This window comes from Stenotrophomonas sp. ATCM1_4 (genome assembly GCF_004348115.1).
In the GTDB taxonomy this organism is placed as follows: Bacteria; Pseudomonadota; Gammaproteobacteria; order Xanthomonadales; family Xanthomonadaceae; genus Stenotrophomonas; species Stenotrophomonas capsici.
This window is the reverse complement of sequence record NZ_QPFB01000001.1, coordinates 400,390-414,334: the sequence shown is the minus strand read 5'-3', so window position 1 is coordinate 414,334 and position 13,945 is coordinate 400,390. Positions and strand designations below refer to the sequence as shown.

At 61.6% G+C, this 13,945-nt stretch carries 11 protein-coding genes and 1 pseudogene; 3 read left to right on the top strand and 9 right to left on the bottom strand.

All coding sequences use genetic code 11. From position 1 onward, the window contains the following. Positions 1–51 precede the first annotated feature (51 nt). The 6 genes from ATCM_RS01985 to ATCM_RS01960 form a co-directional block, all read right to left on the bottom strand. Positions 52–1,059, bottom strand: coding sequence for a FecR domain-containing protein (locus tag ATCM_RS01985; RefSeq protein ID WP_132862590.1), 1,008 nt, complete (start codon positions 1,057–1,059; stop codon positions 52–54). Beyond that, the gene (locus tag ATCM_RS01980) at positions 1,056–1,571 is read right to left on the bottom strand and encodes an RNA polymerase sigma factor (RefSeq protein WP_132862589.1); all 516 of its coding nucleotides are present in this window, start codon (positions 1,569–1,571) and stop codon (positions 1,056–1,058) included. The genes ATCM_RS01985 and ATCM_RS01980 overlap by 4 nt, the downstream gene beginning before the upstream one ends. 1,066 nt (positions 1,572–2,637) lie before the next feature. Next, positions 2,638–2,943 carry a hypothetical protein gene (locus ATCM_RS01975; RefSeq protein ID WP_132862588.1) on the bottom strand — a complete coding sequence of 102 codons (306 nt, stop codon included), beginning with the start codon at positions 2,941–2,943 and terminating at the stop codon, positions 2,638–2,640. 930 nt (positions 2,944–3,873) lie between these two features. After that, positions 3,874–4,266 (bottom strand): diacylglycerol kinase, encoded by a 393-nt coding sequence (locus ATCM_RS01970; RefSeq protein WP_132862587.1) that lies wholly within the window; start codon positions 4,264–4,266, stop codon positions 3,874–3,876. Positions 4,267–4,542: 276 nt separating this feature from the next. Continuing rightward, on the bottom strand, positions 4,543–5,775 hold the full coding sequence (locus ATCM_RS01965) for a HAMP domain-containing sensor histidine kinase (protein ID WP_132862586.1): 1,233 nt from the start codon (positions 5,773–5,775) through the stop codon (positions 4,543–4,545). 19 nt (positions 5,776–5,794) lie between these two features. After that, a complete protein-coding gene (locus tag ATCM_RS01960) occupies positions 5,795–6,490 on the bottom strand; it encodes a response regulator transcription factor (protein WP_132866039.1) in 696 nt (231 codons plus the stop codon). A gap of 77 nt (positions 6,491–6,567) precedes the next feature. Here ATCM_RS01960 and ATCM_RS01955 point away from each other — a divergent pair, with 77 nt between their 5' ends. Then, entirely contained in the window at positions 6,568–8,211 is a 1,644-nt protein-coding gene (locus tag ATCM_RS01955) for a phosphoethanolamine--lipid A transferase (protein ID WP_132862585.1), read from the top strand. Positions 8,212–8,398: 187 nt separating this feature from the next. Here ATCM_RS01955 and ATCM_RS01950 read toward each other — a convergent pair whose 3' ends face one another. The 3 genes and pseudogenes from ATCM_RS01950 to ATCM_RS01935 all read right to left on the bottom strand — a co-directional run bounded on the left by ATCM_RS01950 (position 8,399) and on the right by ATCM_RS01935 (position 10,702). Then, positions 8,399–9,601 (bottom strand): hypothetical protein, encoded by a 1,203-nt coding sequence (locus ATCM_RS01950; protein ID WP_132862584.1) that lies wholly within the window; start codon positions 9,599–9,601, stop codon positions 8,399–8,401. Between the two features lie 244 nt (positions 9,602–9,845). Further along, a pseudogene (locus tag ATCM_RS19470) lies at positions 9,846–10,283 on the bottom strand (EAL domain-containing protein). Next, a complete protein-coding gene (locus ATCM_RS01935) occupies positions 10,283–10,702 on the bottom strand; it encodes an EAL domain-containing protein (protein ID WP_165931099.1) in 420 nt (139 codons plus the stop codon). The pseudogene ATCM_RS19470 and the gene ATCM_RS01935 overlap by 1 nt, the downstream one beginning before the upstream one ends. A 534-nt stretch (positions 10,703–11,236) precedes the next feature. Here ATCM_RS01935 and ATCM_RS01930 point away from each other — a divergent pair. Together ATCM_RS01930 and ATCM_RS01925 are read left to right on the top strand one after the other, a co-directional pair. Beyond that, entirely contained in the window at positions 11,237–12,244 is a 1,008-nt protein-coding gene (locus ATCM_RS01930; RefSeq protein ID WP_132862580.1) for a prolyl oligopeptidase family serine peptidase, read from the top strand. A gap of 447 nt (positions 12,245–12,691) precedes the next feature. Continuing rightward, positions 12,692–13,939 (top strand): arsenic transporter, encoded by a 1,248-nt coding sequence (locus ATCM_RS01925; protein ID WP_132862579.1) that lies wholly within the window; start codon positions 12,692–12,694, stop codon positions 13,937–13,939. The last annotated feature ends 6 nt before the right edge of the window (positions 13,940–13,945 follow it).

Genomic DNA, 13,945 nt, shown 5'->3' with positions numbered 1-13,945 from the left:
GCGCGGGAATGGAGAACGCGGATTCGATGAAATTTTTTTGACAGCCATCGCTCAGCGGCTGGATACGCGCACCGTGTCACCGTCACGTTCGACCACGAAGCGCGGGTCACGCGCCAGGAACGCCTGCAGCGCATCGATGCGGTGGGCTTCCAGGCTGCCGGACAGGCGCATCGCCGCGGCGCGCGCGTCGATGACCTGCACCTGCACCTGGTTGTGCCGGTTGAAGGCGGCGGCCACCTCGTCCAGGCGCTCGTCCAGGAAGGAGACCTTGCGCTGCTGCCAATCCAGCAGCATCGACGCCGGCATGTCGAGCGGCTGCACCGCCTGGCTGGCGTGCTCGATCAGCACCACGCGCCCGGCATCCAGCTGCGCCAGCCGCCGTGTGTCCCCGCGCCCGCTCCATATCTCCACTTCACCCGACACCACGCCGACACGGGTGCCCTGCAGGCGGCGCGCCACGTCGAACACCGTGCCGATGTCGCGGATGCGCAGCCCCGCCACGTTCACCTCGAACGGCCGGCGGTCGGCGGCGACATCGAAACTGGCTTCGCCGTGCAGCAGTTCGACCTGCCGCCCGAACCAACCCATGCGCACCTGCACGGTGCTGTCCGCGTTGAGCCGCAGCTTGCTGCCATCGGCCAGCACGATGTCGCGCAACTGGCCGTGCCCGGCACTGAAGCGCGTCGGCTGCGGCCAGAGGTGCGGGGCCAGCCCGCCCACTGCCAGCAGCAGGCAGGCCGCGACGGCCAGCGCGCGCCAACGCCACGGTGCGCGCTGCGGCTGGCGATGCCGCGGCGCGACGGTGAAGAAGGGCACGACATTGCCCTGCGCGCGGCCAGTTCCCGCACGTGCCGGTGTCGGCGCCATCGCCGCGCCCACCTGGCGGTGCAGGTTCAGCGCGCGCAGGTAGGCGCGCACGTGTTCGGGCGAATGCTGCAGCCAGGCCAGGAAGGCGGCTTCCTGGGCGGCATCCAGCTCCCCCTGGCGATGGCGCAGGAACCAGTCCAGCGCCTGCTGGCCGGGATCTTCGGCATCGGCCCGCGATGACGCCTGGCTCATGCTTCCTCCGTGATGCACAAGGCTTTCCTGCAGGCCTCCAGGCCCTTGCCGATGTGTTTGCGCACCATGTGCACGGACACGCCCAGCTCGGTGCCGATCCGGCTACATTCCAGGCCTTCGCGGTAATGCAGCTCCATGACCTGGCGGGTGACCTCGGGCAACTGCGCGATGGTGCTGCGTACGTCGCTCCAGCGCTGCATACGCTCGAAGTCGCCTTCCAGGTCCTCTTCGCTCTTCAGTACCTCGGCCAACAGGTCCACGTCCTCCAGGGCCGGCTGCAGGCTGCGCGAACGCGCCTGCTCGCGCGCCAGGTTGGCCGCGACGGTGTACAGGTAGGCTTCGGGGTTGGCGATGGCCTCGGCGTTGTCGCCGGTGCTGCGCAGCAGCCGCAGGTAGACCTCCTGGGCCAGGTCCTCGGCATCGGCGGCGTGCGAGCCCCGGCGGAGGAAGAAGCCACGCAGCAGCCTGCGGCGCAGCGCATAGCTCTTCTCCCAGATCCGTACGCTGCTCACGACCGCCCACCGAGGCACAGAGGCGGCGCATCATCGCGGCCGATGATGACAGCGGCATTGCACGCCATCGGGCGCGCCTGCCCTGCCCATCGCTGGCCTGCATCGGCCGGACCGGCTGCACCGGCACGGCGCGGAAAAGCAGAAACCCCGGATCGCTCCCGGGTTCCTGGGCATTCCGGGAGGTTTCCGGAAGTGAATCTGGCGCCCCGGAGGGATTCGAATAAGTTCTACATCTATCTGATTAACATCAATTTTCAAAAATTAGAACAACCTTAATGCCCCCGCACATGCCCCCAATCGATCTCGTGACAAGGATTGCAATCCGCAACGCATAATTTTCGCTGAACTGATCATAAGCAACCCCCATTCCCTAGATTCAGTTAGCCGATCAATGCAACGCGCAGCGCCGATTTGCGCGCCTCTTTGACTTGCGCGTCACCCTGGTAGCTCCTTCTACGTGTCCGCACCAACTCGGGCGACCCAACCTAGGAGAATGCGCAGACTTTCGTGTAGCTCGAAACCCTGTTGCCGAAAGAATCTGCACCCGGACCATCATCGAAGCCAACCACCGTGCTGTGCCTAACCTGACCGGCAACGACCGGCCAGGAGCGGACGTTCGCAATGCTCGAGTTAAACCGCGCCGCGGAGCGGCGCCGGCTTGAATGAACTGTTAGGCCTCGTACCCTGGCTGTTTATGCCGAATAGCCCTCAGGTACAGTGCAACAACACGGGAAACGTCTGAGTCCGATAGTTTGGCAAGCTTGGGCCCGGTAGAGAGCTCCACATGGGTCCTGTCAGCGGACAAGACCAAAGGCTCTGCTACCTCCGCGATCGCTTGATTCCAGCGCCACGTGGTGGGCAGGCAATGGATTTGGTGATCGAAAGCTGCAAGGACATCAACAAGAGACACACTTGGTGCCTCTAGAAGGCGGGTTTCGATCAGTTCGCGTAGCTGCGTGACTTGGCCTGCCATGTGCGTTCTCTAAAGCCTAACTCCGGAATTAAGCCGACCCGCGAAGCTGCGTCGGCTTGAATGAACTGTTAGGTGTTGACCCGGGAAATTCCATCAACTGCTCCAGGCAAGGTGGCCGGCGACAAGAGAAGCTAAAAGAAGAGTCAGGCATAGCAGGCAGAGCCAAAAGCTGATGCATTGTGCTGCGGTCCGTAGCGCTTTGTTGGTGATCAGGGCATAGCCTGCGGCTGGAACAACAACAAGCATGACAACGGAGGATAGGCCCATAAGAATGAGGAGCGGGCCTTTGAGGGGAGTGCGGAAGTCCAGGGCGATCAAGCTCGCCAGCGAGATAAGCCAGGCTCCAGATAGAGTGAAGAGCAAAGGTGTAGGCATCCCGACCGCGGCACGCATTTCCATATCAGCACCTATCGCCTGAATTAAGCCGAGCCGCGAAGCGGCTTCGGCTTGAATGAATTGTTATGCCCCATTTGCGGTGGCCCTTTTTGAGCGCCATGCAGCCAAGGCTTGAATGACGTGCTGCAGCCTAGCGACCTGCTCTTGGGAGAGTGGCGCACGCTTGGCCCTGCGGAGTATTGACTCAAACATGTAGCCAGACCGGAAGAAATAGGGACGAAGCTCAAGGAAGCAGATAGCAGCCTCCATAGACTCGGCGTCACCAGCCACGATGCGGTCCAGCGCCTCCTCAAAGCCGCCGGGAAATGCTAGTTCGTTGTATCTAGAGTGGAAGATCTCGCAGGCGCGCTCCCACTCTTGGCGTTTGTCAGGACTTCGATCCCGCTGCGCGAATGTCTCGTGCACGCGCGCATGCAACTGCGCGACCTCCTCGGCGTTTGATTGAATCAGCAGCTTGAGGCGGTCTGAGGGATGGGGCATAACTACCTAATAGACGGACCCGTGGGTCCGGTTATACGACTTATCCACAAAGCACCGTATGGCGGGCTTTCCCCTTGATACAGCTCGATCTTAGGGCCGCTGGGTCCGGCTAACAACCCAGCGTACAACCGGACCCAGCGGTAGGCTCGGCGGCCGCACCAATGGCTGCTATGGGTCGCATGACACCCAGCCGCCAGGAGCGGACATGGTCCCGAATGATGGCCGGCTTCAAACCAAGGCGATTCAAAGTACCGTTAACCTAGAAATCCAGACACGCCCCTTTGCGGGATCGTCTCAAAGCACGGATGCTTGCTTCCAGAATCACCAACAGGAGACGTCAGCACCCAACGTTGGTGCATGTTACTAACGCTCCTACGGACCATTCCAAAAGCCGGTCAGCATCATGCAGAACGCCTCACCGGGACTTGCATTCATCAGAGTAGCCCCGGTCCTTCACGCCAACAGAACCAACCCCCACACGGTAGCAACCATCGTCAGCGCCACGGCCTGCGCCGCGCTACCCATGTCCTTTGCACGCTTGGAGAGTGGATGGATCTCCAGCGAAATGCGGTCAACAACTGCTTCTATGGCGGAGTTGAGAAGCTCCACCAGCAGGCTTATGAAGCACACTGCAAGCAGCATCGCACGCTCGAAGGCATTGATCTCCAATACAAATGCACCGAGTATCAACGCACCGTGCAGAGCCAGAAGCTGACGAAATGCCGCCTCGCTTCTAAAGGCTGCGACAAAGCCATCCCGCGAATACAGAGCCGTATGGATGATCCGTTTGACGCCAGATCTCCCGTGCTCGAACTTGCCTTCTTTCGCAGACTCCGATGCTTTCATCCGACTTCTCCTGCCCGCTCCCAAAGGCACAGTGTGCGAATCTCGATGTCAGGACCTTGTCAGACCCGATACTCGTCAGGAAACTATCGGCGCCCAGGCCGCCATGCCTGCGCGATATACATCAGCCAATGAACGACGCAAGCGAAAGTTTTTTACCATCCGGTTGGCCCGCCTGACCGGGTGGCCTCATGCACAGCACGAGTGCCCGACTGGACACCTCCGGCACGATAGTTCGACCTCGCCCGCCCCGACGCCGCATGACATTGGAATCGATGCTTACGTCGCTCCGCTCATATCGAGCGTGAAGCAACAGCCCGTGTCCGAGCTTTTCACCGTCATCCGCCAACCAAGATGCTCGACGATACGCTGTACGATCGAAAGACCAAGGCCCTCGCCACTTTGCTGCGAACCAGCGAGGAATCGCTCGAAATGGCGGGGGTCAATACTTGGCGGAAGACCGGGGCCAGTATCAGATATCGTAAGCCGGCCACCCCTGAGAACTATACGGACCTCACCCTCGTCCGTGTACTGGCAGGCATTCCTCACGAGATTCCAGACAACACTGCGTGCCAGTTCCGCATTGGTATGCAGCCTTGACTCTCCCACGGCATCAAGCACCAGGGCTACGGGCTTTCTTTCCAACCAGGGTTCGCAACGCAGCATGCACTCCTCAATCAGCGGATTCAGAAGAATCTCAGTCCTAACCAATCCATGAGGATCACGTGATAGCAGCAGCAAGCAAGCAAGCTGTCGCTGCATCTCATGCGTAGTACGCAGGATCCGCTCGCTGCTCGCGATCAGATGGCTCCCTGCAGGCAGTTGGTGCACGATTGTTTCTGCTGCGCCGGCGATGATCGCCAATGGTGTTCTCAGCTCATGACTCGCGTCACCAGCAAAGCACCGCTCGCGCTGCAGGAACTGCTCAGCCTCGTCGCTATGCTTTGCGAAGGCACGTGCCAACACACCAATCTCATCACGCGCGTCCTGAAATGGAAACGGCATTTGCTTGCCTTGAACGGCCTCGGCCAAGCGCGTGATGGGGGAAATAACCCGTGCTGCGGTCAATCTGCCAATCCAGAACGCACAGAATATGCAAAAGAGTATGACAACAGCCGCGTAGGCATCTATTACATGCTCAAGATATGCATATCGCTCAGCATCCTGCAAAAGGTAGTACCGCTCTCCATTCAAGTCGAAGACCAGCAAGTGCCATACATCAGGCTGCTCGACGTTATGGTAGCCCGGCTGGTATTGAAGCAAGGTGCTTGGTACCGACCGCGAATCATAGAGCCTACTGCCTGCTTTCATGCTCGGCTGCAAACCCTTGGTTATGTCGCCCTCAATCTGCAGCGCTTCACCATGAAGCCCTTTCGATATCACGTAGGCTCTCAGATCATCGTAGTCAAGCTGCTCGGCTGCGACTACTACCCCCATGACGCCCACCATCAGCAGCACGAACGAAATCGTGATGCGCGTCTTCAGCGTCACCTGGCGAAAGATGCCTTTCATGGTGAGACTTCTACCCCACTCATTCCCGCACGGCCTTCACAGAGGCGTGAAGCCGCCAGCCCACCCCATGAACAGTTTCGACAAGGGCACTGGAGAAGCCCCTGTCGATGCACTGACGAAGCTCATGGATATGCATTCGCAAAGCGCCGCCTTCCGGCGGTTCCTCACCCCAGAGCAAGTACTCCATCTCCTGCTTCCTGACAACATCAGGAGCAGCGCGGACCAAACGAAGCAGGAGCTTGTGAGTGCTCGGCGTCAAGGTGACGACATGCCCTTCGCGCACCGCTCGGGGAACGCGGCTATCTACCTGTAGGTCCCCCCAGACCAGCTCCCCCTGCACATGCTTTCCCTGCGCCCTACGAACCAGAGCCTTGATGCGCGCATCGAGCTCCTTCAATGAGAAGGGCTTTACAAGATAGTCGTCGGCTCCCGCTTCAAACCCTTGGACCCGATCATCCACGGGGTCCCGTGCTGTCAACATCAAAACCGGGACGGGATCCTGGAACTCCTCCCGCAGCCTACGGCACAGGGCCATACCATCCAGCCGCGGCAACATCAGATCCAGGAGAATAGCGTCGTAGTCGTTCTGTGTAGCCATCCTCAGGCCGGAAGCACCATCGCGCGCATCATCCAAGAGGTATCCCAGAGGTTCGAAGAACGCATACAGATTCGCCACCAACTCCGGGTTGTCCTCAATGATGAGTAACCGGATCATCGGCGAACAATCGACTGACGACTTCCTGACAATGGCTTCTCGAGACTGCGCGGACTTTCTGTTCATTGGAACCGTGCGTGCTTCATCGCCTGACATCCTTGCGCCTGCATCCGATCCAGCTTGGCTGGATAGTCGCACTATTCTTCACCAGCATCGGCAATCCCGCCCTTTGGAAGGCGCTCACGGCCGCCATTGAAATCCATGATCCGCATAGCTTCTTCTTCTTCCTGAGCCTTCCGATCTTTCTTTTCTTCGCCTTCAATATTCTGCTGACGCCGATACTGCTCGTCCCCTATCTGCGCAAGCCGCTACTGGCGCTGCTCATCATCATCAGCGCGGGCTGCAGCTACTTCATGCTGCACTATAACGTACTGATCGACCGCAGCATGGTTCAGAACTTCTTCGAGACGAACCAGGCAGAGCTGGCGTCCTACATTTCGCTTCCACTGCTGCTGACGATCATCGGGCTCGGCGTGCTTCCCGCGACGATGCTCGCCCTGTCCAAGGCCAGGAACGCCAGCCTGTCGCGAACTGCGCTGTGGTGGACCGGCAGCATTCTCGTCTCCGCGATGACTGTTTCCATTATTTCGCTGGGATTCTACAAAGACTATGCGTCCCTACTCCGCAACAATCGTCATATCCGCGACCTCGTCCTCCCCCTGAATGTTGTCCGCCATGCACATGGCTACCTGACGAGCAACCATGATGCAAAACGGCAGCCCCTGCAGCGCGTCGGCGAGGATGCCATTCGCCTTCCCCGCTCCCCTGCCGCCCGACCAAAGCTAGTGATTGTGGTGGTCGGCGAGACGGCCCGGGCGCAGAATTTCCAGATCAATGGCTATCCTCGCCCAACTAATCCTTCCCTATCCCGGCATTCGGACATCATCAGCTTCAGGAATGTATCGTCCTGCGGCACGGCCACGGCGATCTCCATTCCATGCATGTTCTCGCGCATGGGCCGTTCGGACTACGACGGCGCACGTGCCGCATCTGAGGAGAACCTGCTCGACATCCTCCAACGCGCCGGAGTTGAGGTTCTGTGGCGGAACAACAACAACGGCGGCTGCAAGGGCGTCTGTGATCGCATCTTCACCGAGGACATGCCACGCATGGAGATCGCTGGCGATTGCCCAAACAAGGATGGAACCTGCCATGACAGCGTGCTGCTGCATGGGCTCCAGGCACGAATCGACACCATGCATGGAGATGCCCTGGTGGTGCTGCACCAACTCGGGAGCCACGGGCCAACGTACTTCGAGCGCTATCCGCGACACAATCGGGTCTTCATCCCGACCTGCGACAGCAACCAGATCCACAGGTGCAGCAGGGAGGAGCTGACGAACACGTATGACAATACGCTGCTGCAGACGGACGAGATGCTCGGCCGGACCATAGCGCTACTGCAGCACTACTCCGATGAACGCGACGTTGCGCTGGTCTACGTCTCCGACCACGGGGAATCATTGGGCGAGCGCGGCATGTACCTGCATGGCACGCCCTATGCGATCGCGCCACGCGAGCAGACCCACATCCCGATGATCATGTGGTTATCGCCGCAGTTCCTGCAGAACGCCGCACTGGACCACGCCTGCCTGCGTCGGAACGCCATGCACAATGCATACAGCCACGACAACGTCTACCACTCGATGCTAGGGCTATTCGACGTCCAGAGCGCGGTCTACCAACCGACGCTGGATGCCTTTGCGCCCTGCAGAACCTAGGCGGACAAGCCGCGGCCGTACGGCGGGAAGCCGCGATCCCGCCCGCGGGTCAGGCGCCGTGATCCAGGCGGCGCGGAAGAACGTGCCGGCGGCTGCGGCCAGCGCAGCCCCTGCGGGTGTGGCCATACCCACTTCGCCCGACGGCATTCGCATGCCTGGCGTGGGACGGCGCCCGTGACACGGCCGCCTAGCCTCCTGTCTGCCCGGACCCTGAGATATAGCGATCCCAGTAAGCAGCAAGCTGGATGGCCTGACGCGTACTGAGCTCGCTACTAATCTTCCGCCTGAGGTCACTCTGGTCGGCATCCCCCAGCCTGGCCCGCTCACGGGCTACTTCCAGCAGCGCGCGTTGCCGAACAGTCAGATTTCCAAATGGGTCGAAGTAGGAATCCAATCGCGTCCGATCCTGAACCCCCGTCCAGGTGAAGGCGGCAGTTCCCGCCTGCTGGGCCACCCGCTGATACACGTCGATCGCTTCGGCCGCGCCCATCCGTCCGGCCAACAGGGCCGCGCGCGCCTGAAGCAGCCGGGTCTCCGGGGTCTGCCCATGCTTTTCCAGTGAGATCAGTGCGTTGCCCACGTACTCATGGTCGATGTTGCCGGTGTCAGCCTGCACGCCGAGCAGGTTGAATGTGGCGATGGCGGCGTAGTGGTCACGCCGCCACGCCGCCGCCAGCTCGCTCCGGGTGGGATTCCCGAGTGCCGACGGCTGAACGATCTCGATCCCTGCATCCGTGGACAAGATGCTCTCTATGTCGCGCTTATGAAACTCACCAACGATCAGGACCACCGTCGATCCGGGGCGTGCCTTGGCAGCACTTGCAAGACGCTTGGCCTGTAGGAACGTCCGATACAGGTACATGCGCCGTGGCAAGTCGTGCTCAGCCTTCACTGCCGGCGTTGTTGCCCAATGCACGATCCGCTGCGTGTTGTCCGGATTGTCGGCATGAAACAACGTGCGTCGCAGCTGGGCGGGCTCGGCAAAGGAGAGGAATTGTTGGTAGCCCGATTCGGGCCTTACTTCCGGAACGGAGGACAGATCAAGATCAAATCCCAGCCTGGCATCCTCGGCTGAAGGCTGCCAGTCAACGGGGCACAGCACGATTCCATTCTCCCTTGCGAAGGGCACCGCTACGTCCTGGATCTCATAGGTGAACTCGTAATAGCTATTGCGGGCGAACTCCTCCGGAGACCGCTCGATACAGATTGCATCGGGATCGGCACGGGCGAGGAACGCAGCCAGGTGCGCCGGGCTGTCCGCCGGAGCCACGAGCTGCCCCGCATGGTCAACCCCCAGTACGATGACCTTCGTTCTCGCCTCGTCCTTCGCTGCTGCAGCGGCGAACGACGCGCAGAGCATGACCACGCAAGTCCATCGTGATCTAGCCATGACCTAATCCTTTCTGGAACTGGAAGCAGCGCGATTCTAGGTGGAAGGCTGCGCATGCACCCGTGCCATTGGTTGTAGTCAGACCTGCTCCCCCTGTCGTCCGCGTCCATGGGACAAGGCTGTGCCTGGTAGACGCCACCGGCGCAGCGGGCCGTCCGGAAGCCCACTGAGTTTCTTCCAGGTGCGCAGTAACATTCTGTGCGCGACGCGATCTGCATGGCATGCGAGATCCCCGGCTCCCGCGTTACTTCGCCAAGCCCACTCCACATGCCGTTGGGTGCTGGCAGGGACGAGCCATCAACCATTGCTTGAACGCGGTACCGGTCATCGGATGGGCGAACAAATACCCTTGGAACCGGGTGCAACCCAGGCTGACCAGCAGGTCTCGCTTTTCAACGGTCTTCACTCCTTCGGCCAGTGCATCCATTTCCATCACGTGCGGTATCTCGATGATCTTGTCCAGTAGGCGCCGTGTTCCCTCCTAGTTGACCGCCTCATCAACGAATCTCCTGTCGATCTTCAGTTTCCGGACCGGCAGCGCGCGCAGGGTGGACAACGAGGAATAGCCCGTTCCGAAATCATCGAGCGCCCAGGTGATGCCCATTCTTTCGAATGCCATCATCCGACCGATGATCGGCGCGGCGTCCATAGACAGTGCCGACTCGGTCAGCTCGGACTCCATCAGCCCCGGGTCATCCCGGAGGAATGTATTAGCGCGGACGCGGCGCCCAGGAATTCATCGTCCAGGAGCTGCACCGGACTGACATTCACCGCCAACGTCGGCGCGCGGGTCGCCGGATCACGCGACCAGTCACGCAGGGTATCGCAGCCCTGGCGAAGGACCGCTAGGCCAAGATCACAGATCAGGGCACTGTCCTTGGCCAGCGGGATAGAGGCATCAGGCGAAAGCAGAGTGCCGGATGGATGGCGCCAACGCACCAGTGCTTCGGCGCCGATGACGGCGTCGGTGCTGAGCAACTGCGGCTGGTAGTGGACTTCAAACTGGCCCTTCCGGACAGCGCGGGCAAGATCGCGCTCCAGACGCAGACGCTTGCCTATCTCGTTGCGATAGAGCGCAAAGATCACCACCAGCAGGGCCATCGAGAACGCCGCGTTCAACCTGGCCCCCCAGGCACGCACCTCCAGCGGAGGTGAAACCCTCGGGGCAAACGGGTCAAGTGCCCCGATCGCAAATGCCGAGAACATGCCCAGGCATGCAAGCGGAAATGGCAGCGAGCCATACCGGTCGCGCGCCTCGAACGTAGACGCCCCCCGGCGGCAAGGGGTAGCAGGAACAGGTGCGCCGAACGGGGTACCCAGGCGATCGGAGCATCAATCAGCGCGATCGCGCAGAGCACCAGAAGTATGCCATGCGGCACGATCGACCATGCGTGTCCCCAGGACACCTCACGACAGGCCAGGACACACCGAAACACCGGACAGGGTGCAGCATCCGAAGGTAGCAGACGTACTGCCCGCCCCGATCGACTGGCCTCTCATCCGGCACCAATGCTGACGATGAGCGTGATCCCCGCCCACGGCCTTCGATGGCACGCGCAGCCGAATGACCAATGACCCACGCATTTCCACGCGAAGGAAGTTCTACTCGGTGCACCATCCCGAGCATGACCGGCAATGCGTATCAGATCGCACCTTTTTCTATTCGTGGTTCTCTTTGCCTGCGTGCAGTCCGTACTTGCCCAGGCACGAACCGGCGTTGGCTTGCGCACCATTGAAGTGCAGGAGCCACGGACCGGCACGGTCATGCCCGCCATGATTTTCCATCCCACCGTCGAAGACACCGCGACCACAAAGGTCGGCACCTACGAGATCGAAGGCGAGTTTTCCCGGCCGACAGCTCCCGGCAAGCATCCGTTGGTACTGCTGTCGCACGGCCATGGCGGAAGCGCTGTCGGTCACCATCCGCTGGCAGTATCGCTGGCCCGCGCCGGCTACATCGTTGCCGCGATCGAGCATGCCGGGGACAGCTATCGCGACCAGAGCGGCTTCGGCACTGACAGGGTTCTATTGGGTCGGGCGTGGCAGATATCCGCCCTTCTGGATGCATTGATGAAGGCCCCCGAACTGGGGGAGCGAATCGATGCTGATCGGATCGGTGTCGCCGGATTCTCGGCGGGGGGCTACACCAGCCTGCTGCTGTTGGGGGCCACCCCCGATGGAGCGAACCACGCCAAGTACTGCACGCAGTTCCCGCAAGACGAGGAGCTGTGTGTCCTCTCCCCGAGCAAGGCCATCCATTTCGACCAGAGCCTGCAGACTACCGATCCGCGCATACGCTCTGCCTTCGTGATGTCACCGTTGGCGGTCTTCTTTGACAAGGAGTCTCTGGGTGCCGTTACCCGACCGGTCTTCGTGCATGCCGCGATGGCCGATACTGTGCTCAAGCCCCGCTGGAACGCACTCGCCGTACGACATGGCGTGCGCAATCTGCGCGGATGGCGCGGCATCGTCGGGGCGGACCACTACGTCTATCTGGCGCCCTGCCCCGCGTCGATGGCTCGCTCTGTGCCGGAGCTCTGCCGTGACCCAGCGGGTATCGACCGGGAGCGGCTACAGGTCGAGGTCGCGGAATCGGCACGTTCGTTCTTTGACGAGACGCTGCTCGATGCAGGGCCCAGGTAGCTCCAGCCTGCGCCACGGCGATGCCCGGTGCGCCGGGCCGGCGACATGCCATGCCCACCTGCAGCCCCCCCGCAAGCCCCGGGCACGCCGCCGTGCATGCGCAGGGACGCATATCCGGGATGCCGACCTGTTCTGACCCGCCTTTCACCCTCCGGGCAGCACGGACCTGCCGCTGCTTACCCTCGAGCGGCGCCCGTCCCCGCACGTGATTCCAGCACTTCCTGGAGCACGACACGGGGAATGCTCCGCCATGCGTCCCCGCCACCTGCATACCTGCGAGCTCGACTGCAGGATTCCCATACCTGGCAGAAGCAAGGGCAGTGCACGCGGTATGATGCCGCCGTTCCCGGCAATTGCAGTTATCACCACAGCAGCCCCATATCGACCAGATGCGTTCCGTAGACGGTCGCTCGGGCAGAAAAGGCAGGGGCTGCAAGGCCCCACGCCATGCTTCCATCCCTTGCACCTGTCATCATCTGGGCGGCAGTGGCCATCGCCACTGCGGGCCTGTTGTTACGGCCCTTCCGGATTCCGGAATTCGTCTGGGCACTGATCGCCGCCGCGCTGCTGCCTCTCACCGGCACCGTTTCGGTCCCCGCGACCGTTCGTGCGGTTGCCGAAGGAGGGGATGTTTACCTGTTCCTGGTCGGCATGATGGTGCTGGCAGAGCTGGCACGGCGCGAAGGACTGTTCGACTGGCTGGCGCTGTTTGCGATCAGGCACGCCCGTGGCTCGGGACGGCGCCTGTTCGACCTGGTCTTCCTGGTCGGCACGATGGTGACGGTCTTCCTCTCCAACGACGCCACGGCAGTGGTCCTGACCCCGGCGGTCTACGCGGCATGCAAGGCCGCACGCACCAACCCGCTACCCTACCTGTTCGCCTGTGCATTCATCGCCAATGCCGCAAGCTTTGTGCTGCCGATTTCCAACCCGGCCAACCTGGTGGTGTTCGGCGAGCACATGCCACCTCTGCCGCAGTGGCTGGCCCAGTTTACGCTACCCTCGTTGGCTGCCATCGGCGCGACCTACCTCGTGCTGCGCTGGGTGCATCGACGGGAAATCGCACAGCCCCTCATCACTACCCCGGCGCACCGCCCGCTCTCCGATGGTGGCCGGTTCAGTGCGTTCGGGGTGCTGTTCACCGGTGCGGTGCTGCTGGCCACTTCCGCATTGGGGGGGCCGCTGGGCCTGATGACGTTCTGTGCCGGCGCGCTGAGCTTGGCCGCGGTTTGCCTCCGCCGACGATGCAGCCCACTCCCGGTCCTGCGCAATGTGTCCTGGGGCGTGCTGCCGCTGGTGGCCGGCCTGTTCGTGCTGGTGGAAGCAGTAGCACAAACGGGCATCATCCAGTCTGCTGCCAGCGCGCTGGAAGCCATCGCACACGGTTCGCCGCACCAGGCCGGCTGGATAGCCGGCACCACGGCGGCGGCATTGAGCAACCTGGCCAACAATCTACCGGTTGGCCTTGCCTCCGGCTCACTCGGACAGATGGCCGAACTGCCTGCACAGACACGTGCGGCCCTGCTGATCGGCGTGGATCTTGGCCCGAATCTCTCTGTCACCGGCTCGCTTGCCACCATGCTCTGGCTGGTCGCACTCCGCCGTGAAGGTGAGCATGTCAGCGCGCTGGACTTCCTGCGTGTCGGCGCACTGGTGATGCCACCAGCACTGATCGGTGCACTGCTGTTGCTTTGATCAGCA